At 64.9% G+C, this 24,938-nt stretch carries 26 protein-coding genes; 8 read left to right on the top strand and 18 right to left on the bottom strand.

What is annotated here, in order from left to right:
- Positions 1 to 9: 9 nt before the first annotated feature.
- Together AC1RRT_RS11200 and AC1RRT_RS11195 are read right to left on the bottom strand one after the other, a co-directional pair.
- A complete protein-coding gene (locus AC1RRT_RS11200) occupies positions 10 to 417 on the bottom strand; it encodes a PaaI family thioesterase (protein WP_493013876.1) in 408 nt (135 codons plus the stop codon).
- A gap of 428 nt (positions 418 to 845) precedes the next feature.
- On the bottom strand, positions 846 to 1,049 hold the full coding sequence (locus AC1RRT_RS11195) for a DUF3606 domain-containing protein (RefSeq protein ID WP_493013875.1): 204 nt from the start codon (positions 1,047 to 1,049) through the stop codon (positions 846 to 848).
- Between AC1RRT_RS11195 and AC1RRT_RS11190 the strand changes: the two genes are divergently transcribed.
- Entirely contained in the window at positions 1,048 to 1,623 is a 576-nt protein-coding gene (locus AC1RRT_RS11190) for a hypothetical protein (protein WP_493013874.1), read from the top strand. The genes AC1RRT_RS11195 and AC1RRT_RS11190 overlap by 2 nt on opposite strands.
- Before the next feature lie 134 nt (positions 1,624 to 1,757).
- Entirely contained in the window at positions 1,758 to 2,873 is a 1,116-nt protein-coding gene (locus tag AC1RRT_RS11185; RefSeq protein ID WP_493013873.1) for a sensor histidine kinase, read from the top strand.
- Between the two features lie 30 nt (positions 2,874 to 2,903).
- On the opposite strand, the gene AC1RRT_RS11180 is transcribed toward AC1RRT_RS11185, so the two are convergent.
- The 3 genes from AC1RRT_RS11180 to mddA all read right to left on the bottom strand — a co-directional run bounded on the left by AC1RRT_RS11180 (position 2,904) and on the right by mddA (position 5,614).
- A complete protein-coding gene (locus AC1RRT_RS11180; protein WP_493013872.1) occupies positions 2,904 to 3,671 on the bottom strand; it encodes a hypothetical protein in 768 nt (255 codons plus the stop codon).
- Between the two features lie 211 nt (positions 3,672 to 3,882).
- Complete coding sequence (locus AC1RRT_RS11175; protein ID WP_493013871.1) at positions 3,883 to 4,728, bottom strand: class I SAM-dependent methyltransferase; 846 nt, start codon at positions 4,726 to 4,728, stop codon at positions 3,883 to 3,885.
- 124 nt (positions 4,729 to 4,852) lie between these two features.
- Positions 4,853 to 5,614, bottom strand: coding sequence for a methanethiol S-methyltransferase (mddA, locus tag AC1RRT_RS11170; RefSeq protein ID WP_493013870.1), 762 nt, complete (start codon positions 5,612 to 5,614; stop codon positions 4,853 to 4,855).
- Between the two features lie 176 nt (positions 5,615 to 5,790).
- Here mddA and AC1RRT_RS11165 point away from each other — a divergent pair, with 176 nt between their 5' ends.
- Complete coding sequence (locus tag AC1RRT_RS11165) at positions 5,791 to 7,806, top strand: hypothetical protein (protein WP_493013869.1); 2,016 nt, start codon at positions 5,791 to 5,793, stop codon at positions 7,804 to 7,806.
- 54 nt (positions 7,807 to 7,860) lie between these two features.
- On the opposite strand, the gene AC1RRT_RS11160 is transcribed toward AC1RRT_RS11165, so the two are convergent.
- Both AC1RRT_RS11160 and AC1RRT_RS11155 read right to left on the bottom strand, forming a co-directional pair.
- On the bottom strand, positions 7,861 to 8,931 hold the full coding sequence (locus AC1RRT_RS11160) for a tartrate dehydrogenase (RefSeq protein WP_493013868.1): 1,071 nt from the start codon (positions 8,929 to 8,931) through the stop codon (positions 7,861 to 7,863).
- A 59-nt stretch (positions 8,932 to 8,990) separates the two neighbouring features.
- A complete protein-coding gene (locus AC1RRT_RS11155; protein ID WP_493013867.1) occupies positions 8,991 to 9,986 on the bottom strand; it encodes a tripartite tricarboxylate transporter substrate-binding protein in 996 nt (331 codons plus the stop codon).
- A 125-nt stretch (positions 9,987 to 10,111) separates the two neighbouring features.
- Between AC1RRT_RS11155 and AC1RRT_RS11150 the strand changes: the two genes are divergently transcribed.
- The 3 genes from AC1RRT_RS11150 to AC1RRT_RS11140 all read left to right on the top strand — a co-directional run bounded on the left by AC1RRT_RS11150 (position 10,112) and on the right by AC1RRT_RS11140 (position 13,077).
- A complete protein-coding gene (locus AC1RRT_RS11150; protein ID WP_493013866.1) occupies positions 10,112 to 11,029 on the top strand; it encodes a LysR family transcriptional regulator in 918 nt (305 codons plus the stop codon).
- A gap of 88 nt (positions 11,030 to 11,117) precedes the next feature.
- Positions 11,118 to 12,329, top strand: a complete 1,212-nt coding sequence (locus AC1RRT_RS11145) for an aromatic ring-hydroxylating oxygenase subunit alpha (RefSeq protein WP_493013865.1) — start codon at positions 11,118 to 11,120, stop codon at positions 12,327 to 12,329.
- Positions 12,330 to 12,405: 76 nt separating this feature from the next.
- A complete protein-coding gene (locus AC1RRT_RS11140) occupies positions 12,406 to 13,077 on the top strand; it encodes a class I SAM-dependent methyltransferase (RefSeq protein WP_493013864.1) in 672 nt (223 codons plus the stop codon).
- Here AC1RRT_RS11140 and AC1RRT_RS11135 read toward each other — a convergent pair whose 3' ends face one another.
- From AC1RRT_RS11135 to rpmI, 5 genes are all read right to left on the bottom strand, one after another.
- Positions 13,078 to 14,766: a hypothetical protein gene (locus tag AC1RRT_RS11135; protein WP_493013863.1), complete on the bottom strand. Its 1,689-nt coding sequence runs from the start codon at positions 14,764 to 14,766 to the stop codon at positions 13,078 to 13,080.
- Between the two features lie 8 nt (positions 14,767 to 14,774).
- The gene (pheT, locus tag AC1RRT_RS11130; protein ID WP_493013862.1) at positions 14,775 to 17,183 is read right to left on the bottom strand and encodes a phenylalanine--tRNA ligase subunit beta; all 2,409 of its coding nucleotides are present in this window, start codon (positions 17,181 to 17,183) and stop codon (positions 14,775 to 14,777) included.
- The gene (gene pheS / locus AC1RRT_RS11125) at positions 17,180 to 18,262 is read right to left on the bottom strand and encodes a phenylalanine--tRNA ligase subunit alpha (RefSeq protein ID WP_493013861.1); all 1,083 of its coding nucleotides are present in this window, start codon (positions 18,260 to 18,262) and stop codon (positions 17,180 to 17,182) included. Before pheS ends, pheT begins: the two co-directional genes overlap by 4 nt.
- 103 nt (positions 18,263 to 18,365) lie before the next feature.
- The gene (gene rplT, locus AC1RRT_RS11120) at positions 18,366 to 18,734 is read right to left on the bottom strand and encodes a 50S ribosomal protein L20 (protein WP_493013860.1); all 369 of its coding nucleotides are present in this window, start codon (positions 18,732 to 18,734) and stop codon (positions 18,366 to 18,368) included.
- A gap of 18 nt (positions 18,735 to 18,752) precedes the next feature.
- Entirely contained in the window at positions 18,753 to 18,953 is a 201-nt protein-coding gene (rpmI, locus tag AC1RRT_RS11115) for a 50S ribosomal protein L35 (protein ID WP_144068321.1), read from the bottom strand.
- A gap of 681 nt (positions 18,954 to 19,634) precedes the next feature.
- Here rpmI and AC1RRT_RS11110 point away from each other — a divergent pair.
- A complete protein-coding gene (locus tag AC1RRT_RS11110; RefSeq protein WP_492979838.1) occupies positions 19,635 to 20,387 on the top strand; it encodes a DEAD/DEAH box helicase in 753 nt (250 codons plus the stop codon).
- A 197-nt stretch (positions 20,388 to 20,584) separates the two neighbouring features.
- Entirely contained in the window at positions 20,585 to 21,532 is a 948-nt protein-coding gene (locus AC1RRT_RS11105) for a class I SAM-dependent methyltransferase (protein WP_493013859.1), read from the top strand.
- A gap of 78 nt (positions 21,533 to 21,610) precedes the next feature.
- Here AC1RRT_RS11105 and AC1RRT_RS11100 read toward each other — a convergent pair whose 3' ends face one another.
- From AC1RRT_RS11100 to AC1RRT_RS11075, 6 genes are all read right to left on the bottom strand, one after another.
- A complete protein-coding gene (locus AC1RRT_RS11100) occupies positions 21,611 to 22,096 on the bottom strand; it encodes a F0F1 ATP synthase subunit B family protein (RefSeq protein ID WP_493013858.1) in 486 nt (161 codons plus the stop codon).
- 19 nt (positions 22,097 to 22,115) lie between these two features.
- Positions 22,116 to 22,607: a F0F1 ATP synthase subunit B family protein gene (locus tag AC1RRT_RS11095; protein ID WP_493013857.1), complete on the bottom strand. Its 492-nt coding sequence runs from the start codon at positions 22,605 to 22,607 to the stop codon at positions 22,116 to 22,118.
- A gap of 5 nt (positions 22,608 to 22,612) precedes the next feature.
- Positions 22,613 to 22,837, bottom strand: a complete 225-nt coding sequence (locus tag AC1RRT_RS11090) for a F0F1 ATP synthase subunit C (RefSeq protein WP_341978682.1) — start codon at positions 22,835 to 22,837, stop codon at positions 22,613 to 22,615.
- Between the two features lie 56 nt (positions 22,838 to 22,893).
- The gene (locus AC1RRT_RS11085) at positions 22,894 to 23,652 is read right to left on the bottom strand and encodes a F0F1 ATP synthase subunit A (protein WP_493013856.1); all 759 of its coding nucleotides are present in this window, start codon (positions 23,650 to 23,652) and stop codon (positions 22,894 to 22,896) included.
- Positions 23,653 to 23,654: 2 nt separating this feature from the next.
- The gene (locus tag AC1RRT_RS11080; RefSeq protein WP_493013855.1) at positions 23,655 to 24,053 is read right to left on the bottom strand and encodes an AtpZ/AtpI family protein; all 399 of its coding nucleotides are present in this window, start codon (positions 24,051 to 24,053) and stop codon (positions 23,655 to 23,657) included.
- Between the two features lie 299 nt (positions 24,054 to 24,352).
- Positions 24,353 to 24,934: a PAS domain-containing protein gene (locus tag AC1RRT_RS11075; RefSeq protein ID WP_493013854.1), complete on the bottom strand. Its 582-nt coding sequence runs from the start codon at positions 24,932 to 24,934 to the stop codon at positions 24,353 to 24,355.
- Between the last annotated feature and the right edge of the window lie 4 nt (positions 24,935 to 24,938).

The raw sequence follows: 24,938 nt of genomic DNA, 5'->3' as shown, positions 1-24,938 counted from the left end.
AGTGTCAGCTCAGCGGAACAGGCTCAGGATGTCGCCCTCGCGGGTCTCCTGCGCGGGAATCTTCATGATGCCGCTGGCGCGCAGGCAGGCTGCGCCATCGGCGGTGATCAGCGTCTCGGCGAAACCGAGATTGCGGGTCTGGCGGATCAGGCGGCCCTTGCCCTCGACCCAGGCACCCAGCGGCGCGGGCCCGACATAGTCGCCGGCGAGATTGACCGTCGGCATGAATTTCTTGCCGCCGGCCGCCACGCCGCAGGTGAAGCCGAGCAGCATGTCGGCAAAGGTCATCAGCATGCCGCCATGGCAGATCTGCATCGGATTGCAGTGGCGCTGCTCGACGCGGAAACCCATCACCGGCAGGCCGTCGGTCTCGTCCAGCCGGCCCCAGAGCGGGCCGTTCACCTCCATGAATCCCATGAAGGACATCCGCTTCATTCCGGCGGGAACGGCGGTCGACTCGACTGGATTCTGGGGGGCGGCGCTCATGGGCGGGGGTTGTAGCATCCGGGGGGGCCAGCGGCAACGCAGGCGCAGCATGCGGACCACCCGCCCGTCCATGGCCTTTCAATCCCTTAGCCGGCTTCCCCGCGCTTCGCTGGCCTTCGTTTCCCTTCGTTTCGGTTCGTTGGGCTTCGTTTCAGTTCGTTTGGCTTCGTTTGCGTTCGTTTCGCTTCATCTGGCTTCGCTGGCGTTCGCGGCGCGTCGCTCGCATTCGCCGCTGCCGTTAATCCTCGGCAAGCCATTGGCAGACATGACAAAACCACCCTGCCGGGTTGTTCCGGCAAGGCAATTAGAACATTATAGGAACATTATCGCCTTGCGGCAAGCAAAGATGCGGTGTCGGCTTAATGCGCCTGCTGGGCCGCCATTCCCGCCTGGCTCAGTTCCAGGCTGACCGCCTGGGTCGAACCGCCGGTCTTTTCCACGGCTTCGCGCAGGCGATCCGGGGTGACGGTGAAATGCCGGCACCAGTAGCGCACCTCAAGATCGGCCTCGAGATTCACGCAGGTCGGATCCGATGGCGAAAAGTCCTTACGCAGATCGGTCATGCCCAGCCTCCTCTTCATGGCGACGACGTTGATTCAATCGCTCAACGGCACCGAAGTTCCGCCCTCATTCCGCCTCATTGCAGCGCTTCGATCCGATGACCAGCATAGCACCGGAGCGAGCCGCCCCATGCGCAAATCCGCCACGTCCCTTGCCACCCTTCTTGCGATCCTCGTCCTTGCCGCCCCCGCCTTCGCCGATCCCGGTCGCGGCAAAGGCAATAAAGGCGACAGGCAGCATGGCGGCAGTGACAGCATTTCGATCGACATCCAGATCGATACCGGCGACCGCGGCATCATTCAGGATTACTACGGCGGCGTGTTCCGCAGCGGCAAATGCCCACCGGGTCTGGCGAAGAAACACAACGGCTGCATGCCGCCGGGCCAGGCGAAGAAATGGGCCAAGGGGCATCGCCTGCCCGGCGACCTGATCTATTACGACCTGCCGCCCGAGCTGCGCATGCGGCTGAAGACTCCGGCGGGCGCGAAATACGTACGCGTGGCCGCCGATGTACTGCTGATCGCGGTGGGCACCGGCATGGTGCTGGATGCGGTGGAAGACCTGAGCCGCCTCTAAACACGCCCTGATCGCCCCATCGTCAGCGCAGCGGCACTTAGCCTTAGCTGTCGCGGCTATGCCGGGTCGCGCGCCCGACGGCTGCATGTTCCGCCATACCTGCTATGAAAGGCGAAACAAGGATCGGACAGCAGATGGCCACGGATGACGAGCCGGACCAACCTTTGGAGCAGTTGCTCGAAACGCCCCACCTCGCCGACGCCCTGGAGAGTGACCGCTTCAAGCAGTTTCTCGATCACATTCCCTTCGGCATCGTCGTATCGGAGTTGCACCCGGCTGAGCGCATCACCTATGCGAATATCGAGTTCGAACGCCTGACCGACCAGGCGGCAGCCGATGTGGATGGCAAGACCTGGGACAGCATCGCCGCCAGCGCCGTTGCGTCTGACGGGCAGAGGCTGAGCGATGCCATTGCCACCACCGACGACTACATCGGCACCTTCCATATCCCGAAGGACGATGGCGCGGTTGCCGTCGATGCCTGGTCCACCATCATTCTGGATGAAGACGGCACCGCCATCTTCCGTCTGGTCGGCTTGGCTGAAAAAGGCACCCGCGTCGATACCGAGGACCTGGAACAGCGGATCCGGGAAAAAGACACGCTGATGCGCGAATTGCAGCATCGCGTCAAAAACAATCTGCAGATGATCACCGCGCTGATCCGCATGGAGACCCGCAATCTGCCGGAAGGCGCGGCGGGCGAACGCTTCGACCGCCTGGCCGGTCGCGTCGATTCGCTCGCCCTGCTCTATCGGTCGCTGGCCGATGATGGCGCCGGCGACATTGTCGATCTCGGCGTGTATCTCAGCCAGATTGCCGCCGCCGTGATGCGCGCGCATGCGGTGGAGGGCATCAGGCTGGATCTCAAGGTCGATGCCTGGCCCGTGTCGGTCAATGTCGCGATGCCGGCCGGCCTGGTGGTCAACGAACTGCTGACCAACGCGCTCAAGCACGCCTTTGTCGGACGGGACGGCGGCACCATCACACTGCACAGCCTGGTAGACGACACCGGCTGCCAGGTAACGGTCGCCGATGACGGCATCGGGCTGAAGACAGATGCCGACTGGCCGAGAAGCGGCAAGCTGAGTGCGCTGATCGTGCGGTCGCTGCGGCAGAATGCCAAGGCCCAGGTCGAGGTCGTTTCCAAACCCGGCGCGGGCCTGCGAGTCACCATCCGCTTCACCCGCACGAACGCTGCGCCTGAGGCTGAGACTGAAGCTGAGATTGGGGCCACGGCGCGGACCCGATAGGCGTCGCCGCCGGCGCGGAACACGGCCGTCCTACGATGGCTGCGCCGCCACCAGATCCAGCACCGGCGTTGCACCCTGCTGACCGGGCAGGAACAGCGGTGGCACGGCGTCGGTCTTGTCGTCTTCCTCGAAGCACAGCGTCTGCGGCGGCAGTTCCAGCGCGGCCCAGCAGTCGCGCATGGCCATGCGAAATCCGGCCGGCGTCGGCGGCGCGGCGCGCGCGATCATCGCCAGCCGTCGCGCCAGCCGCGACTCCACCACCAGATGCGTGGCCGCCTGCATCACCTGCTCAACCGCTTGCGGCCGCGCCTCCAGCAGGGCGCGCAACAGCTGCATGACAATCTCCCAATCCGGGATCAGGCCGGCCGGCGTGCAACGCAGGCAGTCCAGCACATCCGGATCAACGAGATCGGCTTCAGAAGCCGCGTAAGGGTCAAGGCCCATGCGCAGCATGGCGGGGAAGAAGGCCTGATGCTCGATCAGCGAGACTAGATCACTGACCAGGGCGTAATGCGCATCGATCCAGGCCATCTCGTCGGCACAGAGATAGCAATGCGGCCAGCCCAGCGTCTCCAGTTTCAGATGCCCGAGTTCGTGTACCACCGTCATCGCGTTGCCGTCAGATGCCAGCGCAACCGCACGCAGGCCCGGTTCAGACCAGGCCTCGCCCTCGGCATCGGTCATCTTGTCGTCGCGCAACAGCTTCACATGCAGGCCGGTGGCGCGCTCCACATCGGCACGCCATTGGATGGCTTCAGGCGGCAGGGTGAAACTGCTCCAGGCGAGGTCTTGCAGCATGGTTTTTTCCGGCTTGAAAACGGGGCTTTGGGGAAGCGGACCGGCATCAAACTAGGGCAGTGCTGCTGCATGTCTCCGTGACGTGATGGAGACATCTTTTATGTGCTTGGAATCGCTGGAGACCGCGATTTCCCGCAGGGAAGCGAGGAATTAATGAACCGCCAAAAAAGCGAAGCTTGGCCGTGGCGAGGACATCGCCACGGCCGATCGCTCAGCGCCGCGTGACGATGGTTTCCAGGTATTCCGACGGCACCGCCATCGTCCCATTCCCCGCGCGATTGAACTGCGCCACCACTGCCAGCAGATCGCTTTCCAGCGCCGTCTGCGCCTGCGCATCAAGGGCGGCGAAAGCCTTCAGCGTCGGGCCATAATAGGTGCGGAAGATATCAAGCCAGTGCGCCGCCGAGTGATAGCGGAACACATATTCCCGCTTGGTCATCTTCAGCGCGCTGGCCTGCGGCTCGAACCATATCCGCATGCGCTCCTGCATGCCCCATTGCGGCGGCGGCCGGGTGCCGGCCGGCGGCGTGATGTATTTGGCCAGTGTCTTGAAGACATGACCGATAAAACCATCGGGCGTCCAGTTGGCCAGGCCGATCTGGCCGCCGGGTTTGCACACGCGCAGCAGCTCGGCGGCGGCGCGGTCGTGATCGGCGGTGAACATCACGCCGAAGGTGGAGACCACGACATCGAAGCTGGCATCGGGAAAGGGCAGCGCCTCGGCATCGGCGATCCGGAATTCGATCTCCAGCCCCTCGGCCGCCGCGCGCTGGCTGCCGCGCTCGAGCAGCGCCGGCACATAATCAGTGGAGACAACCTTGGCGAAGCGGCGCGCCGCCGCCAGGCTGACATTGCCGTTGCCGGCGGCGACATCCAGCACGGATGCGCCCGAGCGCAGGTCGAGCGATTCACAGAGCTGTTCGCCGACGATCTGCAATGTGGTGCCGATGACGGCATAGTCGCCCGACGACCAGGCGCCCTGCTGCCGCGCCTTGACGGCTTCAAGATCGACGGTATCGGTCGCAGCGGCCGAGGTTCCTGCGCGTGACGCAAGCATTGAGCATTCTCCTGCTGATATGGCGTGATGACGATGGAAAGAATGGCCGGGATCAGGGCCCGGCCATTCCTGAACCGGCTCTCTCCGGGAACAGAGAGGAGATCCGGCACCGCGCTGGACGGCCTTACTTGGCCGTCGTGTCGGATGCGGTCTCGCCGCGGCCCCACAGGCGCGGCAGGATCATGCCAACCTGCTTGCGATAGCTGCGATACTGATCGCCGAAGGTGTCGATCAGGTCGCGCTCCTCGAAGAAGATGCCGATGAAGATGTAGCCGGTGGTGGCGATGGCGAAGAGCAGATGACCCTGGCTCATCACCGGCGCCGACCAGAAGCCGATGATGAAGCCGAGATAGAGCGGATGGCGCACCTGGCGATACAGCCAGGGCAAGCGGAAAACATGGCCCGGCATGGTGCGGCCGGTCAGGCGCGCCACCACCTGGCGCAGGCCGAACAGCTCGAAATGATCGATCAGGAAGGTGCTCAGCAGCACCAGGCCGAAGCCGAGCCAGAAGGTGGTGTGCAGTATGGCGGCGCCGATGGCGTTCCCCACCACCCAGACCGGCGCCGGCATGGGACGCCACTGCCAGAGCAGCAGCGCCAGCACCAGCGTGGCGAACAGCACATAGGTGCTGCGCTCGACCGACTTGGGCACGATCATGGTCCAGACCCGCTTGAAGCCGGGCCGCGCCATCACGCTGTGTTGCACCGCGAACAGCCCGAGCAGCAGCAGATTGATCACCAGCGCCTCGGCCAGCGAAGAGGTGGCGGGCGAATCGATGCTCTTGGGCACCCACAGATTGCCGGTGAAGGCGATGGCATAGAGGAAGGTGACAAGGAAGAACAGATAGCTGGCCGCACCGTATAAAAATCCAACGAATCCGCCCATTTTATCCTCACAGACGTGATGGCCAGGCGGCCGGCCAAGGCGGCTTTGCGCGCACTGACTCCATAGGGTTATTGAAAGCGCCGCCCCGGCGTGCCACATGCGCGCCAGTGCGATTTCAATCTGAGTCGTATCAGCCGCCCGTGGGACCGGACGTGGAAGGCGGCGTGGGAGCGACCATGGAAAATGCGGTCCATTCAAACCAGTCATCCTTGCATCTGCGCCTGCTCGGCGCGGTGGCGGTGACGCGCGCCGGCATCGCCGTTCCGCTGCCAGCCTCGCGCAAGATGCGCGCCCTGCTGGCCTATCTGGCGGTGACGCCGCAAGCGGTGACGCGCAGCCAGCTCTGCGACCTGCTGTGGGACGGCCCCAACGATCCGCGCGGCGAGCTGCGCTGGTGCCTGAGCAAGATCCGCGGCGTGATCGATCATCCGCGTGATGCGCGCAGCGGCAGCCGCATCGAAACCCGTGAGGATACCGTGCGGCTCGACATGAGTGGCGGCGCCATCGTCGATGCCGCCGAGATCGCTGCGGCGATCCAGGGCGGGCTCGAGGCGCTGCCGACCGAGCGGCTGCGGCTGCTGGCCGGACTGTTCGCTGGCGACTTCCTCGAAGGGCTCGAGGCCGATACCAATCCCGGCTTCAACTGCTGGCTGATGGCGCAGCGCCGCCGTTTCCGCGGCTATCGCGTGGCGCTGCTGGAAGAACTGATCGGGCGCCTGTCTGACGAGGATGCGCTGCCCCATCTGGACCAGTGGCGGCAGCTCTCGCCCTTCGACCGGCGCGCGCATGAAGCGCTGCTGCAGGCGCTGGCGCGGCAGGGCCGGCTGCGCGAGGGCGACGAGCACGTGCAGGCCACGGCGAAGCTGTTCGAAGCCGAGGATATGGACGACCGGCCGATCCGCGCGCTGTGGCAGGCGGCACGCGCGCAGCAGACGGTGACGCCGTCCGTGCAGATGATCCGCGCCGCAGCGCCGGACGCGGCTGCCGAAGCACCGGCCGGGCCGGCGCGCCGCGCCTCCATCGCGGTGATGCCCTTCCTCGACCGCAATGCCGCCGTCACCCTGCCGGGCGGGCCGGCCGACGGCCTGACCACCGACGTGATCATCAGGCTGGCCAAACTGCGCAGCCTGCTGGTGATCTCGCAGGGCACGACCTTCGCGCTGCGCGACCGCTGGGTGGCGCCCGAAGAGGCCGGCCGCATGCTGAATGTCGACTATCTGGTCAGCGGCTCGCTGCAGCGCCAGGGCAAGCGCATCATCATCACGGTGGAACTGGCCGATACGCGCACCGCGCGGGTGCTATGGGCCGATGCCTTCGAGCGCCAGGCCGATGACGCGATGCAGGCCTTTGACGAGATCGGCAGCCGCATCGTCGACGGCCTGATCCAGGAGATCGAAAGCACCGAACGCAATCGCGCCATCCTGAAGGCGCCGAATTCGCTCGATGCCTGGGAGGCCTATCATCGCGGCATGTGGCACTTCTACCGTTTCGACCGTAACGACAACCAGCAGGCCCAGCAGTATTTCCAGACCGCGCTGAAGCTCGACCCGACCTTCGCGCGTGCCTATGCCGGGTTGTCCTTCACGCATTACCAGAATGCTTTCCAGGGCTGGGCCGCCGACCGCGCCACTGAAGCCGACCGCGCCTATGCCGCCGCCGGGGAAGGACTGCAGGCCGATGACCGCGATCCGGCCTGCCACGAGCTGATGGGCCGCGCGCTATGGCTGCGCGGCCAGACGGAGCAGGCGCTGGCCGAGCTGGAAACCTCGGTCGAGCTGAGCCCGAATTTCGTGCAGGGCCATTACACGCTGTCCTTCTTCCACTGCCTGGCCGGCGATCCGGAACTGGCGATCGCCACCTCGGATCATTCGCGCCGGATCAGCCCCTTCGATCCGCTGCTGTTCGGCATGCTGGCCAGCCGCTCGATCGCGCTGCTGCGCCTCAGGCGCTTCGACGAAGCGGTGGAATGGGGATTGCGCGCGGCGGCGCGACCCAACGCGCATGCGCATGTGCGCGCGCTGCCCGCCTATGCGCTGGGGCTGGCCGGCCGCGTGCCGGAAGCACGGGTGGCGCTGCTGCAGGCGCGCAGCCTCTGGCCCGGCTATGGCGTGGAGAATTTCCTCTCCGCCATGCGCCTCACCCCTGACGGCATGGCAATGGTGCGCGCGGTGGCGCCGCTGGTCGACGCCTGAAAAGCAACGGCCGGGGTGATGCCCCGGCCGCGCTCCATTCCGATCGCCATTCAATCAGCCCTTGGCGACGGCCTCGGCGATCGCCTTGCCGACATCCTGCGTATTGGCCTGACCGCCCATGTCGGGCGTACGGGGCCCGGCTTCCAGCACATCCTCGATGGCTTTCAGCACGGCGGCGCCGGCTTCCTTGTGGCCCAGATGCTCGAGCATCATGGCGCCGCACCAGATCTGGCCGACCGGATTGGCGATGCCCTTGCCCGCGATATCGGGCGCCGAGCCGTGCACCGGCTCGAACAGCGAGGGGAACTTGCGCTCCGGGTTGAGGTTGGCCGAGGGCGCGATGCCGATGGTTCCGGTGCAGGCCGGGCCGAGATCGGACAGGATATCGCCGAACAGGTTCGAGCCGACCACGACGTCGAACCAGTCGGGGTGCTGCACGAAATGCGCGGTCAGGATGTCGATGTGATACTGGTCGACCTTCACGCCGGGATAGCCCTTCTTCATCTCGGCCACGCGCTCGTCCCAGTAGGGCATGGTGATCGAGATGCCGTTCGACTTGGTGGCCGAGGTGAGATGCTTCTTCGGCCGGCTCTGCGCGAGTTCAAAAGCGAACTTGAGGATGCGATCCGTGCCGATGCGGGACAGGATCGTCTCCTGAACGACGAATTCGCGCTCGGTGCCATGGAACATGCGGCCGCCGATCGAGGAATATTCGCCCTCGGTATTCTCGCGCACCACGTAGAAGTCGATATCGCCGACCTTGCGGTTGGCCAGCGGCGACGGGATGCCCGGCATCAGACGGACCGGGCGCAAGTTCACATACTGGTCGAATTCGCGGCGCCACTGGATCAGCGAGCCCCAGAGCGAGATATGATCCGGCACCTTCTCCGGCCAGCCGACCGCGCCGAAGAAGATCGCGTCATGTTTGCCGATCTTTTCCTTCCAGTCGTCCGGCATCATCTTGCCGTGCTTCATATAGTGGTCGACGCTCCAGTCGAAGCTGTCGAAGGCGAAGTCGATGCTGAAGCGGCGCGAGACTTCATCCAGCACGCGCAGGCCTTCGGGCACCACTTCCTTGCCGATGCCGTCGCCGGGGATCACCGCGATCCTGTGTTTCTTGGCCATACTCATAGGTCCTTCTTCGTCACTGGTTGGTACTGGGGAGGCTCAAATGTTTTTCTTATTCAGTCGGCATACTGGCCGGCGGCATTGATCAGCGGTGCCCACTTGGCGATCTCCGCTTCCAGATGCGCTTTCAACGCCTGCGGCGTGGCACGCGTATCCGAGGCGACCGTGGTGTTGATGTCGGCGAAGCGCTTGACGATCTCCTGATCCTTCAGTAGGCCGCGCGCGGCGGCGGCCAGCTTCTGCACCACGGCGTCGGGCGTGCCCTTCGGCGCGTAGAGCGCGTGCCAGACATTGACCTCGAAGCCCTTCAGGCCGGCCTCGTCGGCGGTCGCGAGATCGGGCAGGTCGGCCAGGCGCTCCTTGGTGGTGATGGCATAGGCCTTCACCTTCTTGGCCTTGATCTGGCCGGTGGTGTTGGTGGCCTGGTCGCAGGTCATGTCGAGCTGCTTGCCCAGGAGGTCCTGCATGATCGGGGCGTTGCCGCGATAGCCGACGGTGTTGAGCTGCACGCCCATGGCCGACATCATCAGCATGCCGCACAGATGCGAGGCGGCGCCGATGCCGGCATTGCCGTAGGAGACCTTCTCCTTCTGCTGGCGCAGATAGGTGATCAGCTCCGGCAGGGTGTTCGGCGGGAAGTCTTCGCGCGCGATGATGGTCATCGCGGAATCGGTCAGCAGCGCGATGGGGGCGAAGGCCGTCTTGGTGTCATAGGGCAGCTTGCGGTACAGCGTGGCGGCGGTGGAGATGCCGACATGGTGCACCAGCAGGGTATGGCCATCGGGCTCGGCGGTGGCGACGCGGTTGGCGCCGATGGTGCCGCCGGCGCCGGTGGCATTCTCGACCACCACAGTATGGTTGTTGAGCTGGCGCGACAGCCCTAGCGCGGTCAGGCGCGCCACCGTGTCGGTAGGGCCGCCGGCGGCATAGGGCACAACGACGGTGATCGGCTTGGTCGGCCAGTTCTGCGCTGCAGCATGGCCGGACAGCAGAATCGAGGCCGGGCCGGCAACGAGCATGGCGGCGGCTGCCGCAAAAGCGATTGAACGCATGGTTTCCTCCTGAATTTCTTTTTAATCTTATGGGGAAACGACCCTACAGCGGTGGCTTGAGTCGAGCCAATGCCGGTGCGGCCTCGTTTCATGTCGAGTATGCATAACGCAGGTGCCGAAATCCCATGGAAATTGCGTGGCTGGAAGATTTCCTGGCCCTGGCCGAGCAGATGAACTTTTCGCGAGCGGCGGCTGCGCGCCATGTCACGCAGCCGGCCTTCAGCCGCCGCATCTCGGCGCTGGAGCGCTGGGTCGGCACGCCGCTGTTCGATCGCGACACCCATCGCATCAGCCTGACGGCGGCGGGCGAGGATTTCCTGCCTGTCGCCGAAGAGACGCTGCGCCGCCTGCTGCAGGGCCGGCAGGAGGCGCTGGAAGCCGCCACGGCCGCCTCGGCGCTGAAATTCGCCGCCACCAGCGCGCTGGCGCTGACCTTCTTCCCCGACTGGCTGCGCCGTCTTGGTCCCGCCATATCGCCGTCTGCCATCCGCCTGGTAGCAGACAGCATGCAGGGCTGCGAGCGCATCATGCTGCAGGGCCGCGCGCAGTTCCTGCTCTGCCATTATCATCCCGCCGCCGCCACGCGGCTCAACCCCAACGATTTCCAGTCGATCCTGCTGGGCGCCGACATCATGGTGCCGGTCAGCATCCGCGACGACGCGACCGGCATGCCGCGCTATGCCCTGCCCGGCACGGCCGACGAACCTTTGCCGCATCTGGCCTTTTCCGAAGAATCAGGCATGGGGCGGATCGTGGCGGCGAGCTGGGCGCAGAATGGCTGCGCCGCGCATCTCAAACCCGTCTTCAGCTCGCATGTCGCCGTGGTGCTGAAGACGCTGGCGGTGGATGGCCGTGGCGTCGCCTGGGCGCCGCTGTCGCTGCTGACCGAGGACCTGGCGCCCGGCGGAAAACTGATGCGCGCCGGCGACCAAAGCTGGGACATCCCGATGGACATCCGCCTCTACCGCCCCAAGGCACGGCAGAGTGCGCGGGCCGAGGACTTCTGGGCGCAGCTCAGTGAAGGGGCCGCGACGTCGTCTTGACGTAGCGGCAGCGTTTCCCGCTTGAAATTCCGCCCGTCTGTGCTTCCCTGACATCAACCAGAAACACATGGGGAGTGAAACACTCGGGATGGACTATGCCCCGCATCTCGCACAGTTCCGTCGCCTGCTGGCGATGGTGAACCAGCCCGGCATGGCCTGCAGCGATGGCATGCCGGAGCGGCCCTTCCATCTCGCGCCCGAGGTCTATGCCGGCACGGAACGCTATGGACGCGAGATCAGCCATGTGTTCCGCAAGGCGCCGCTGGTGCTGGGCCACGAGGCGATGCTGCCGAAAGCCGGCGACACGCTGACGCTGGACATCATCGGGCAGCCGCTACTGTTGGTGCGTGGACGCGATCAGCAGATCCGCGGCTTCCTCAACGTCTGCCGCCATCGCGGCACGCGCCTGTGCAACAATGACGGCAGCACAGAAATGGGTGGGGGGCTGCAGCGCCGGCCGCAATTCACCTGCCCCTATCATAACTGGGTCTACGATCTTGATGGCAGGCTCAAACACGTTCCGCTGGAAGAAGGCTTCCCCGGCCTCGACAAGGCGCAGTACGGCCTGACGCCGATCCAGATCGGCGTCCGCGAAGGCGTGATCTTCGGCCTGGTCGACCCGGACGCACCGTCGATGGCGCTCGATCGCTTTCTCGCTGGCGTGGAGCAGGATCTGGCCGTGCATGGCTTTGGCAGCATGCAGCCCTTCGCCCGCGCAGTGACGCGGCGCAGGTGCAACTGGAAACTGGTGATGGATGCCTTCCTGGAGTCGTATCACGTGGTGCGGCTGCACAAGACCACACTGGCTGGTTTCTTCCGCGACAATGCCGCCGTGGTCGACCGCATTGGGCCGCATCTGCGCACGCTGCTGCCCAGAACGGAGTTCGAGGAAGTTCCCACCCTGCCGGAAAGCGCCTGGGACGGCCGCCGGCACAGCACCTTTGCCTACCTGCTCTATCCCAATACCATTCTCGTGCTGAGTCCCGACTATACCAGCCTGCTGAGCATGTATCCGACCGCACCTGATGAGGTGCTGTTCAGCCATACCATGCTGGTGCCGCATGCGCCGCGCGACGAGAAGGAACGCGACCACTGGCAACGCAGCTTCGACCTGATCGAGGGCGGCGTGTTCCAGTCGGAAGACCTGTACATCTCCGAGCAGGCGCAGATCGGCATGCAGTCGGGCGCCAACAAGACCATGCTCTACGGCAAGCTGGAAATCGGCATCCGCGCCCTGCATGACGAGCTTGACCGCTGGACCGGGCTGACCAGTGTGACGGAAGTCCCAAGCCCCGCCTGACCCCCCGGATTGCGTCACGGCACGGCGCTGCTATGCTGCGCCCGGACGCCGCATGGGCGATAATTGGGGGCCTTCAGTGACCGACTTTTCAAATCCGGTAGAGCGCCAGAAGGAATGGCACAGCTACTACACGGAAAAGCGCATTGTGCATCAATGGCTGCAGGTCAACCTGCTGGAACGCCTGCCGGTGCAGCATATCCTGGAAATCGGACCTTACCTGGGCGTTGTGACCGCCATGCTGGCCAGCGCCGGCTATAAGGTCACCACGCTCGACATCGAGAACCGCCCGCTCTGCGTCGGCGCCGACCGCCATATCCAGGCCGATGTCGCCAATATCGATCCGGCCAGCCTGCCCAAGGCGGATGCCATCATCTGCTGCGAGACGCTGGAGCATGTGGTCTGGCCCAAGGTCGGCGGCGTGCTGCAGAAACTCTCCGACAGCAAGATCCCCTGGCTGATTCTTTCGGTGCCCTATGAAGGGCCGCAGATCGGCCTCAGCCTTTACTGGAACCGTTTCATGTTCAAGCGGCGCAGCATGATCCGCAAATTCCGCTTCCTGAAAAATTTCAAGACGGAAGACATGGACACCTGGCGCACCCATAAATGGGAAATCGGCTACCGCGACTATCCGGTGCAGCGCCTGCGCGACGAACTCTTGAACAATGGCTGGGAGCCGGTACGGCAGGACTTCACCAGCGGCTGCCGCTCGATCTTCCTGGTCTGCCGCAACCGCCAGGTCGCGGCGTAATCACTTCGCGCTAAACTCCCAGACCGCGTGTTCGGTGACGATGTATTCGACGCGCCCCTCGCGCAGCAGCCGCAGCGCGCCGCCGGGATCGTCCAGCGCGCTTTCGGCGCCGACCTGCATGGGCAGGCCGAGCAGCGCCGGCAGCCAGGACAGCTGCTTGTAGGCCACCAGCAGATCATGCAGCAGCGGCTGCGCCTCCGCATCGATGGCCTGCGCCTGCAACCGCAATCCTGAACCCAGCGCACCGGGCAGTTGCGGACGCCAGCGTTCGGCCAGCAACTGTGCCACGGCAGGATCGCGGCCGGCCATATCGGGCATCAGATCAGGCAATGCTTCGGGCAGCGCCAGCAGGGTGGCGGCCATGAAGGCCGGGCGGTCGAGCCGCGCATTCAGGGCCGCGACACCGCCGGGCACCGCGCCGCTCAGCAGAATGGTGCGGGCCATGCCGCCGGTGGCGCCGCTGCCGCGCCGGCCATAGCAGGCGACAGTCTTGCCGGCATGCAAGAGAGCTGCGGCGGCGCGCACCGGTTCGCGGCTGACCAGGCGACAGCCACCATTGGCCAGCACCGGATCGATATCGGCGGCATAGTCGCGGCCCCAGCCCGCATCCTGCAGCGGCCGGCGCAGGTTCAGCCAGGTTTCGACGCCGTCGCGCTGCAACAGCATGTCGAGCGCGCCGCCGAGCGGCAGCGCGGAGTCATCGGGGGGCGCATGCGCGGTGATGGTGATATCGGCCGGCAACTGCGCCTGCAACGCATGCAGCAGGCGTGGATCGGAAAACAGGCTGCCGCCGAGCGCGAGATTCTTCAGCTCATGCCGCTGCAGCAGGCGCGTCACGGCAACCGCAAAAACATCGGCCAGCAGCTTGAACAGCGAGGCAGCGACCAATGCCGCCGGCTGACCCTCGATCAGGCGGCGGAACCAGCGCTCCGCCCCGCCATCGGCCGCGAAGTCGGCCAGGATGTGGCCATCGGCATCGACGCGCAGATGCGCATGCAGCGCCTGGGCGAAGACCGGCTCACCCTGCATGGCCAGCGCGAACAGCGCGCCCACATCGGGCAGGTCGAGACCGGCGACGGCGAGATCGACCAGTTGGCCGAGCGAGGCTGCACCACGCGCCGTATCCACATCATCGGCGTAATAGCTGGCAAGCCGGCCGTATTTCAGAACCTGGGCTGCATAGGCGATGCCATCGGCACCGCTGTCGGCGGTGAAGACCAGGCCGTCACGCCAAGTGGCGGTACTCAAGGCCAGCAGCGCATGCGCGGCGTGATGGCGATAGAGGTGCACCGGGATATGGCGGTTCAGCCCCAGACCGCCGGCGGCCAGCATGCCGAGATCGAGCAGGCTTTCCGGCGCAACATTGCGGCGGCGGGCCTCATCATTCAGGCCGATCGGCGTGTCGCGGCCAAGCAGATGGCGCAAGCCGCGATTGACCCGGCGCGGCAGCGACAGGCTGCGGTAATAGCGCCCGGGGAAGACGCCGCGCGACAAGGCCAGCGCGCCGATGGCATCGGGCCGCACACCGGCGATATCGAGGCACTCACCGACTGCTTCCACGGGAAGGCGCCCACCGTCATGCGCCACGCCGCTGATGCGGGCAAGCGGCACGGCAGCCAGCAGGTCATACCCATCGAAGAGCGCGGCGCCGGCGTCAGACCAACCGGAATGAACGCCGAGCACCAGCATGGAGAGGCCTACGCGCGGAGAACGGCGCCGCAGGCCTTCTCGGCCGCAGCGACGATCTTCTTGCTCACGGCTTCGATCTCCGCATCGGTCAGCGTCTGCGCCTGGGGCTCAAGCCGCACACTGATCGCCAGCGACGTCTTGCCCTCAGGGATGCCCTGGCCGGCGAAGATGTCGAAGACCGACACACGGGTGATCAGCGCCTTGTCGGCGCCGCGTACCGCCTTCAGCAGCGTATCCGCCGGCGTGGCGGCATCGACGATAAAGGCGAAGTCGCGTTCCACCGCCTGCAACTCCGACAGCTTCAACGCCGGCTTGGTGCGCACGCCGGGTTTGGCGCGGCTGGCGGGAATGCGGTCGAGATAGACCTCGAAGCCGACAAGCGGGCCTTTCACATCCAGTGCATTCAGCACGCGGGGATGCAGTTCGCCAAACGCAGCCAGAATGGTCTTGGGGCCAAGACGCAAGGTGCCCGAGCGGCCCGGATGGTACCAGTCAGGCGCGCCGTCCATGACCATCAGCGGCGCGGTATCGATGCCAGCCGCAGACAGTGCAGCCAGCGCATCGGCCTTGGCGTCATAGGCGTCGACGCTGCGCGGGCGCTCGCGCCAGTGCCGCGCGCCGGTCTGGCCGCGCCGGATGCCGGCAGCGACCATCGCCTGGCCGTCCATGTCGACGCTGGCATATTGCGGTCCGACCTCGAACAGCGTCACATCGAGTGTGCCGCGATCCATGTTGCGCTTGGTGGCCGCGATCAAACCCGGCAGGATCGAGGGCCGCATCGCATCCATGTCGGCACTGATCGGGTTGACCAGCAGCAGGCTGTCCTGGCCGCCGCCGAAGACTTCGGCCTCGGCCTTGCGGATGAAGGAATAGGTTACGGCCTCGACCAGGCCACGAGCGGCCAGCGCCCGCTTGGCCTGACGCAGGCGACGCTGCGACGCCGAGACGGCCGGCTGCGGCACCGCACGCAGCGGCGGCAGCGGTTCCGCGGGGATCGCATCAAAGCCATGCAGACGCGCGATCTCCTCGACCAGATCGGCCTCGCCGTCGATATCGGGACGCCAGGAGGGCACCGAGACCGACAGCAGGTCGGCAGTCTTGGCAACGCCGAAGCCGAGCGATTCCAGGATCTGCGTCTGCACCGGCACCGGCAGGTCGAAGCCGACCAGACCGAGCAGACGCGAGGGCCGCAGGGTCACGGTCTTTTTCCACTCAGGTTCAGCGCCCGCCATGACGACCTCGGACGGCTCGCCGCCGCAAAGCTCGAGGATCATCTGGGTTGCCACCTCGATGCCGGGCTTCACAAAGGCCGGATCGACGGTGCGTTCGAAGCGATGGCGCGCATCGGAATGGATGCCGAGCTTGCGGCCGGTGGCGGCGGTGCGCACCGGATCGAACCAGGCGGATTCGACGAACACATCCGTGGTCTCGAAGGAGCAGCCGGAATGCTCGCCACCCATCACGCCGCCCAGACCCTCGGGGCCGTTATCATCGGCGATCACGGTGATGGTTTCGTCCAGCACGTATTCCTTGCCGTCCAGCGCCAGCAGCTTTTCGCCGCTTCTGGCAAGACGGGCCTGGATGTTGCCGGTGACCTTCGAGGCATCGAAGACATGCAGCGGGCGGCCGAGATCGTAGGTGAAGAAATTGGTGATATCGACCAGGGCCGAGATCGGGCGCAGGCCGATGGCCTTCAGCCGCTGCTGCAGCCAGGCCGGCGACGGGCCATTCTTCACGTTACGGATATGACGGCCGACGAAGACCGGGCAGGCCTTTTCGGCGCCGGCCGGGAAGTTCAGCGACACATTGATCGGGCTTTTGTAGACGCCCGGGATCGCCGGCACGGTCAGCGGCTTCAGTTTGCCCAGACCGGCAGCCGCCAGATCGCGCGCGATGCCGCGAATGCCGAGGCAGTCGCCGCGGTTCGGCGTCAGCTTGATCTCGATCACCGGATCGTCGAGGCCGAAGACCTTGGCCATCGGCGCGCCGAGGGGGGTGTCGAGCGGCAGATCGATAATCCCGGTGTGTTCGTCGGTCAGCCCCATCTCGCGTTCGGAGCAGAGCATGCCGTTCGACGCCACACCGCGGATGTTGGCGGCCTTGAGGAAGAGCTGCGTGCCCGGCACGGTCGAGCCGACAGGCGCGAAGATGCCCTTCATGCCGGCGCGCGCATTCGGCGCGCCGCAGACGACCTGGAAGGTCTCGGTGCCGGTGAAGACTTCGCAGACCCGCAGCTTGTCGGCATTGGGATGCTGCTCGGCCTTTTTCACTTCCGCGACGATGAACGGGGCGAACAGCGCGGCGCGATCCTCGATGCCTTCCACTTCCAGGCCAATGCTGGTCAGCTTGGCGGAAATCTGGTCGAGCGTGGCGTCGGTCTCAAGATGCTGCTTGAGCCAGGTGAGCGTGAATTTCATCGCGCAACCCCCTGGCCCAGCGTGGGCAGGTCGAGCGGCACGAAGCCGTAATGCTTGAGCCAGCGCAGGTCGGCGTCGAAGAAACCGCGCAGATCGGGGATGCCGTATTTCAGCATGGCGATGCGGTCGATACCCATGCCGAAGGCAAAGCCCTGCCATTCATTGGGATCGAGGCCGCAATGCTGCAGCACCTTCGGGTTGACCATGCCGGAGCCGAGGATTTCCAGCCAGTCGTCGCCCTCGCCCACGCGCAGCACGCCACCCTCGCGCGAGCAATTGATGTCGACTTCCGCCGACGGCTCGGTGAAGGGGAAATAGCTGGGGCGGAAGCGCATCTTGACCTTGTCGGTCTCGAAGAAGGCCTTGCAGAATTCGGTCAGCACGCCCTTGAGGTGGCCCATATGGGTGGCGCGGTCGATGACCAAGCCTTCCACCTGATGGAACATCGGCGTGTGGGTCATGTCGTAGTCGCTGCGATAGGTGCGGCCCGGCACGATGATGCGATAGGGCGGCGGACCGCCCTGCATGGTGCGCACCTGCACCGGCGATGTATGCGTGCGCAGCACCATCTGCTCGCCGTCCTGGCGCTGCGGCAGGTAGAAGGTGTCCTGCATCTGACGCGCCGGATGTTCGGCCGGCATGTTCAGCGCGGTGAAATTGTGGAAGTCGTCCTCGATATCCGGCCCTTCGGCGATGCTGAAGCCCATCGCGGCAAAGATCTCGGTGATCTCGTCGATCACCTGACTGACCGGATGGATGCGACCCTGCTGTTCCGCGCTCTCGCCCAGCGGCAGCGTCATGTCGAGCGTCTCGGCCTTGAGCCGCGCGTTGATCGCCGCATCGGCCAGCGCGGATTTACGCGCCTCGATCGCGTTCGTCAGCTTGTCTTTAATCTCGTTCAAAGATTGCGCGCGCGCCTTGCGGTCATCGGGCGCCAGCGTGCCGAGTTCCTTCAGGGCGGCCGACAGCCAGCCCTTCTTGCCCAGCACGGCGAGGCGGGCGTCTTCGAGCGCATCCAGGGTCTGCGCGGCGGTGACGGCGCCTTCGGTTTCAGCAGCCAGTCGGGCGATCTCGGTCATCGGTCCTCGGGTCAATCTTTATGCAGCGGACAAAACAAAGGGGGCCGTGGTGACGGCCCCCTTCGCAAACGGTTCGCTTTGAATAACTGCGAGTGCGGGCCGATCAGGCCGCCGAAGCAGGCAGGGCCGCTTTGGCCTGCGCCACCAGGGCGTTGAAGGACTCGGGCTCGTGGACGGCGAGATCAGCCAGAACCTTGCGGTCGATCTCGATGCCGGCGAGCGCGAGGCCGTTGATAAATCGGCCGTAGGTCAGGCCCTGCTCACGGGCAGCGGCATTGATGCGCTGGATCCAGAGCGAGCGGAAGTTGCGCTTCTTGGCGCGACGGTCGCGGAACGCATACTGCAGTCCCTTTTCGACCTTCTCGATCGCGACGCGGAAGACGGTGGAATTGCGACCCCGATAGCCTTTGGCAGCCTTCAGGACCTTCTTGTGGCGGGCATGGGCGGTAACGCCCCGCTTAACACGTGCCATGTCAGTATCTCCTCAGACTCAGGCGTTGGGCAGGTAGTTCTTGATGATCTTGCGCGCATCACCCTCGAACACCACGGCGGTGCCGCGATGATTCCGGATCTGCTTGTTGGTGCGCTTGATCATGCCGTGACGCTTGCCCGCATGGGCACGCTTCACCTTACCGGTCGCCGTGAGCTTGAAGCGCTTCTTGGCCGAGCTCTTGGTCTTCAACTTGGGCATTTCATAACCTCCGATAGGTATGGAGTGATCTTTCAAGGCGAACTCGGCAGCCCTTCAGCCGGAACGCCCGATACGAGGGGCGGTTTGTAGCGACCCGGCCGCCCCTTGGCAAGCCGCTTTGGCCGGCTTTTGCCCAGCTTTTCAAGGGTCCAGCCCCTCCAGGGACGAGTCCGGGCCGAGTCCCGGCCGGGCCGCTGCTGAGTCAGGCCCTGTAGGCCGCTCGCGGTCCCCTTTTACCCCTGGTTCCAGGGCCGGCGAGTCGCCCGGATCACCCTTTTGGATACCCGCAGGGGGCGAGGATTCCCCCACAGTGATCGTCCTGACTGCGCATCCCTGCCGATTGTGCAAAACTGCTTTGATCACCTTGAAATCACAGCCCGTTTTACCCATATCATGAAATCAAGGAACCACAGGTAAACCGCCCGTTTTCACCCGCAGGGCGTGATTGTCGCATCAAGAGGTTTCGCGCTTGCAAAACAAGGAACGGCCGCTAGTATCACGCGGGTTCGCGGTACCCCCGCCGGACGCCGCCGTAACAGCCTTGGCTTCCGTGACAAGCCCATCCCCTCGCCGCCGCGCTCGCTTCTGCGCTGCCGGACCGGGTGGAATTGTCGCCTCAGACCAGAGCAACGGTGCCCCGTCCTACGTCGGACCCGCCGCGTGACCCAAGATTGCAGATCGATGTTGAACACCGTCCAATTCTCGCAGCTCGACCTAGTTGAACCCATCCAGCGTGCGCTGACGGCTGAAAAGCATGTCGCGCCCACGCCGATCCAGGCGAAAGCCATCCCCCATCTTCTGCAGGGCCGTGACCTGCTGGGCCAGGCGGAAGCCGGTGCCGGCAAGACCGTCGCCTTCACCCTGCCGATCCTGCAGCATCTGTCGATCGACCGTCATCCGGCCGGCCCGCGCAAGGCGCGCGCGCTGATCCTGACGACGTCGCGCGAACGCGTGCAGCATATCCAGGAAAGCTTCCGCGCTTACGGCCGCTTCGTGCGCCTGAGCCAGGCCACCGTTTACGAAGGCCCGGGCAAGGCGGCGCAGGCGCAGGCCATGAGCCGCGGCATCGACATCCTGATCGGCACGCCCGGCCGCGTGGTCGAACTGATCAACGCCGGCCAGCTGGAGCTGAACAAGCTCGAGATCATGGTGCTGGACGAGACCGACCGCATGCTCGAGCTGGGCGTGACCAACGAGCTGCGCGCCATCTTCGAGGCCGCGCCGACCGAGCGCCAGACCATCGTCTTCGCCACCACGCTGCCGGCCGAGATCAAACAGCTGGCCGACAACCTGCTGACCGATCCGGTCACGGTACTGACCAATCCGCCGGCGCCGCGCCTGATCACCACGGCCCAGTCCGCCCGCATCCGCGACACCGAAGCCCGGCGTCGCGTGCGCGACCTGCTGCCCGAGCGCATGGCGGGCCGTCGCTGAGACCAGCGGCGCCTAAACAACCTGCCGTTCCCTAAGGTTACCAAGACTCAAGCGCCCGCCTAACCAGCGGGCGCTTGCTTATGGGCACCCCCTACGCCAGATTTATCCACAGGACCCTTGAGGGCCCGGCCCGGCGGCCAGAAACGGTTTATCAACCAGGCCGCTGTTACAGGGGTATGACGTAAAGAACTGCGGATATGGCGTTGGTGACCAACGAGAATCCTGAAGACGGCATTGCCGACATGACCTGGCGCGACAAGCTGCGCGCCTGGTGGCATGGCGACGACTATGTGATGCGTCACATGGTCCAGGATTTCACGACCAAGCCGCAGGAACCCTTGCCCGAGGCCGAAGAGGCCCCCAAGGAAGTCCCCACCATCGAGAAATGGACGCCGCGGCGTCAGCAGATCACCCAGAAACTCTTCGGCGAGGGCTTCAACATGCCCGGCGGCGAAGAGCTGATGCGGCCGCTGATCATGCCGCTCGGCCTTAATCCCAATCTGTCGATCACCGAAATCGGCTGCGGCATGGGCGGCATGACCCGCATGATGGCGCGCGACAATCTGTGGATCGACGCCTACGAACCCGATCCCGACCTGAGCGAGGCGGCGATCAACCTCGCCAAGGCGCAGGGCGTAAAGCAGCGCATCAACATCAAGACCACGCCGCTGGACAGTCTGCAGTTCAAGCGCAAGAGCATCGACATCTTCCTGTCCAAGGACGGGCTGATGAGCGTGCAGGACAAGCGCCTGCTGCTGGCCAAGATCCGCGCCGCGATGAAGCCGAACGGTCAGCTGATGTTCACAGACTTCCTGCTGACCGGTTCACCGGAAAGCCGCGTCTACGAAGTCTGGTGGGACCGCGAGCCGGTGAAGCCGCATCTGCTGACGCCCGAAGGCCTGCAGGCAGAGCTGGAAAGCCTGAACTTCATCATCTGCTACATGGAAGACGTCACCGAGGAGCTCAAAGAGGCAGTGATCGAATCCTTTGGCAAATACGCCGAGGAAGTGAAGCTGCGCGGCAAGTCGATGGACGAGAACGAGCGCGAATGGGCGATCAGCGAGGGCGAGCACTGGGCGATCCGCTTGAGCGCCATGGACGCCAACGTGATCCGGCTCTACCGCGTTTACTGCCGCGTCATCTGACGCCAGCGGCGCAGCTGCCGGCAACGAAAAAGGGCCGCATCACTGCGGCCCTTTTCGATTCTCGGAATGCGCTGACGATCAGGCCAGCTTGGCCTTCACATCGCTGATCGCGCGGTCGATCTGGGCGGCGGCAGCCGGGCCCTGCAGCGACTGCGACAGCACCTGGCCGGCGGCGGCAATCGCCACCTCGACCGCGGTGTCGCGCACATCCTGCAGCGCATGCTTTTCGGCCTGGGCGATCTTGTCCTCGGCCTGCTTGCGGCGACGCTCCAGGCTGGCCTTCAGATCGGCTTCGGCCGAAGCCACCAGAGCCTTCGCCTCGGCCTGCGCCGCGGCGACGATCTCTTCGGCCTCGCGAAGGGCATTGGCCTGCTTGCGCTGATACTCGGCAAACAGGGCCTGCGCTTCCTTGTGCAGCTTCTCGGCCTCGTCCAGTTCCCGCTTGATGCGTGCGGCGCGCTCGTCGAGCTGCTGCACCACCTTGCCAGGCACCTTCAGATAGACGACCAGAGCGAGGAACAGGACCAGCGCGACGGTGACCCAGAATGACGTATCGTGCAGCATTGGCTGTGTCTCCGATCCGTCAGTTCTTGGTGGCCAAAGCCTGCGTGACGGCGGCGGTGACCGCGTCATTGGCAGGTGCCGCGCCGCTCAGGCGGGCGACGACATCAGACGCCGCATCGACAGCGACCGACTTCAGCTGGCTGAGCGCCTGCTGCTTGGCCGTGTTGATGCTGGCTTCCGCAGCCTTGGTCTTGTCGCTGATCTCGGCTTCCACCTTGGCCCGCAGCGCAGCCGCGTCAGCGGCCAGCTTGGAGCGGGTGTCGCCTGCGATCGCCTGAGCCTTGGCGCGGGCAACAGCCAGCGCCTGCTCGTACTGGGCGATCGCCGCCTCGGTCTCGGTCTTCAGCCGTGCAGCCTCTGCCAGATCGCCTTCGAGACGCGCGCGGCGTCCCTCGACGATGTCAGCCACGCGCGGCAGTGCCAGCTTTGCCATCAGCACATAGAGCAGGGCAAAGGTGATCACCAGCCAGACGAGCTGGGGCAGGAAAGTGGCTGTATCGAGCTGAGGCATTTAACTCAGACGAACAGGATCAGCAGGGCGATCAGCAGCGCGAAGATGCCGAGCGCTTCGGTCACGGCGAAGCCCAGCATCAGGTTGCCGAACAGCTTGGGGGCAGCGCCCGGGTTGCGCAGAGCGCCGTTGAGGAAGTTCGCGAAGATCAGACCCACGCCGATCGCCGCGCCGCCCATGCCGATCGCCGCAATGCCGGCACCGATCATCTTTGCTGCAGCAAGATCCATGATACTCATCCTTCTTTCTAGGTTTGAACTGGTTTGGTTGGACTAAAGAACTGAACTCAGTGGTGTTCCATGTTGACCGCTTCGGCCAGGTACAGGCAGGTCAGGATCGCGAAGACATAGGCCTGCAGGAAAGCGATCAGGAATTCGAGCGCGGTGAGCGCAGTCACCATGATCAGCGGCAGGATGCCGCTGGCCGAGAGCACGCCGCCCATGCCGATCATCGAGATGATGAAGCCGGCGAAGACCTTCAGCGTGGTGTGACCCGCCAGCATGTTGGCGCAGAGACGCAAGCTGAGCGAGATCGGGCGGGAGAGATACGAGATGATCTCGATCGGCACGATGATCGGCGCCAGCCACATCGGCACGCCGGCCGGCATGAAGTGGGTGAAGAAATGGATGCCGTTGCGGGCAATCGCGATCAGCGTGATGCCGAGGAAGACCAGCATCGCCAGTGCGAAGGTGACGATGATATGGCTGGTCACCGTGAAGCTGTAGGGCATCATGCCCAGCATGTTGGTGAACAGCACGAAGATGAACAGCGTGAAGATGAAGGGGAAATACTGGCGGCCGTTCGGGCCGACGTTTTCACGCACCATGTTGGCGACGAATTCGTAGGTCAGTTCGGCCACCGACTGCAGCCGGCCCGGCACCAGGCTGCGCTGGCGCACGCCGTAGACCATCAGGATGGTGGCGCAGACCACGGCCAGAACCATGAAGGCCGAGGCATTGGTGAAGGAGAAGGCCTGCAACTGGCCGCCTTCGCCGCAGAAGGCGATGCACTTGACCTTGAATTGATCGAGCGGGCTGGTAGCCACTGTCACTTCCCTTCCGTCTTCTTCGCGTCGCCGTCGGCTTCCGCCAGCTGGCTGCGCTGCATGATCATCGCCGTGCGGATCGCCGACCACATGGCCGTGGCGACCCCCAGCAGAATAAAGACAAGCAAACACCACGGCGCCGTGCCCAGCCAGCGGTCAAGCCACCAGCCGATGAAGACCGACACGCCCACTGCCGCGACCATCTCGATCGCCAGCGACCAGGCCTTGCCGACTGCACGCATCGCGCGGGGGTCGGCATCCGGACGACGACTGGCCGCCTCGACTGCCTTCCGCTCGCGCACCGTATTCAGACCCTCCCCCAGGCGCGCCAAGGCTTCGTGATGGGGGGCCGGATCCGATAGTCCGCTGCTCTCGGGAGGGGTCTTGTCCTGTTCAGCCATGCACGAGGCTCCGGCGCCAGAAGAGAGAAACACCCCCAGAAAGCGCCGGCACCATAGGAACAGGGGTATCAGGCGTCAAGGCGTGGAGACCTCCAGGTGGATTTGAGAATCCCTCGCATCTGCCAAATCAAGCCCTTTGCAACACTAGGGTTTTTCTGGGCTATTGCTGAAAGTCCGATGTCGTCTGTTGCAGTCTGCCGGATGGCTGCGGCGGGCGACTCGCAGGTGCGACAATCTGCCACAGCATACCATTAGAAGGGGCCGGGATGGCCCGATCAGGGCCCCCGCCCCTGCCCGGATCAGGGCAGGCCGGACGGCAGGTCGGCGCAGGGATAGAGGACGACCTGGCCCTGGATATCAGCGGGATTGGCGATCTGGGGGAGCTGGCCCAGGAAATACAAGGTGAGGCCGAAGACGCCGTAGGGCGTGCCATCGGCGTGGCTGAGCGGCACGATCAGGCGTTCGGCGCTCTGTTCGACCGAGCCGGCCGGGGTGATGCGCCGGTGGCTGATCTGGACGGCCGGCATGGACAGCATGCGGTGATAGAGCGGCGGCACCTTGCGCTTCATGTCCGGCGACATGAATTCCGAGACCCGGCGGCCCATCAGGCTGCCGCCCCAGGCCTGGTTCACCTTTTCGCCTGACAATGTGCAGAGGAAATCGTCTTCGGCCGGCAGGTACTGATAGATCCAGACATGCGGCAGGCAATGACGGATCGCCAGCGGATCAATGGCGGCGCGCGGCGTCATCAGGCCTTCGCGCTTCTCGGCCCAGTGCCGCAGCATGTCGCGGAAACGCTGATCGACCAGCGTCGGCCATTCGCCCCTGGGGCCAATCGCATACTCGCGGGTCTCGGTCTTCTGAAGCGCCTGATCCGCCATACAT

The organism is Ferrovibrio sp. GW821-FHT12B10 (assembly GCF_058807515.1).
This window is presented reverse-complemented; position numbering and strand designations above follow the sequence as displayed.